General features: G+C 33.6%; 2 protein-coding genes. Both read left to right on the top strand.

Annotated features, from left to right (window positions below; all coding sequences use genetic code 11):
* A partial coding sequence (locus RCF13_RS05215; protein ID WP_308140920.1) for a sigma-70 family RNA polymerase sigma factor occupies positions 1 to 536 on the top strand: 536 nt, incomplete at its 5' end.
* On the top strand, positions 533 to 937 hold a 405-nt coding region (locus RCF13_RS05210; RefSeq protein WP_308140919.1), incomplete at its 3' end, for a DUF3600 domain-containing protein. The genes RCF13_RS05215 and RCF13_RS05210, both read left to right, overlap by 4 nt.

The raw sequence follows: 937 nt of genomic DNA, 5'->3' as shown, positions 1-937 counted from the left end.
TATCGGGAAATAAAGAAGCGTATAGCGAATTGTATGATAAAACGATTCAAGAAGTATATAAAACAGCACATTTTTTGATTGAAGATAAAACGGATGTAGATGATGTCGTTCAAGAAATATACATACAACTATATGAATCGCTTCGTAAGTATGATAGCGAGAAGCCATTTCGTCCTTGGCTAATTGGACTTGCGATTAAACAAATTCACTCTTATAGAAGAAAGAGGTGGATGCGACTACGAATTATAAAAAAAGCAGAAGAGCAAAGAAAACCAGTACAAATTGATTTTTCTAACGATGTAATAAGTAAAATATCAAACCAAAAACTAATCGAACTTATTCATAAATTACCGTATAAATTGAAACAAGTTATTATCTTAAGATACTTACACGATTATTCACAAGAAGAAGTAGCACAAATATTACATATTCCAATTGGTACTGTGAAATCTAGAATTCACGCGGCATTAAAAAAACTACGTCAAAAAGAGCAAGTAGAAGAAATCTTTTTAGGAGAGGTAGGGAATGTGAAATGAGTTTAGATTGTAGAGTTAGAGAATCTATACGAGAAGAAGCGAAGGGGATTGTTGCCCCGCCGGAGTTAAAAGAAAAAGTAATCGTTCAAATTAAAATGAATCAAGGAGGACGTAAGAGAAAGAAACATCTTATTGCAGGAGTGCTTGCAGCAGCTTTTTTAATCCCGACGACTGGTTTTGCGTATCAATCTATTATGGCAGATGGTATATACGGATCTTTTGAGAATGTAAAAAAACATGCTGGAACGATGACATTAGAGGCGTACATGCGTTTTAGTGCAAAGTTATCAGAAGCGAAAGATGAAATGGGTGCGAAAGAATATGAAGAGTTTACAAAAGAACTAAAAAAATTAACAAATGCAAAGCTTACGTACGGAGATTCGAACGGTAATATTAATTAT

It is taken from the genome of Stenotrophomonas maltophilia group sp. RNC7 (genome assembly GCF_030910085.1).
In the GTDB taxonomy this organism is placed as follows: domain Bacteria; phylum Pseudomonadota; class Gammaproteobacteria; order Xanthomonadales; family Xanthomonadaceae; genus Stenotrophomonas; species Stenotrophomonas sepilia.
Note: the sequence above shows the minus strand (reverse complement) of the source record. Positions and strands in the feature narration are given on the sequence as shown.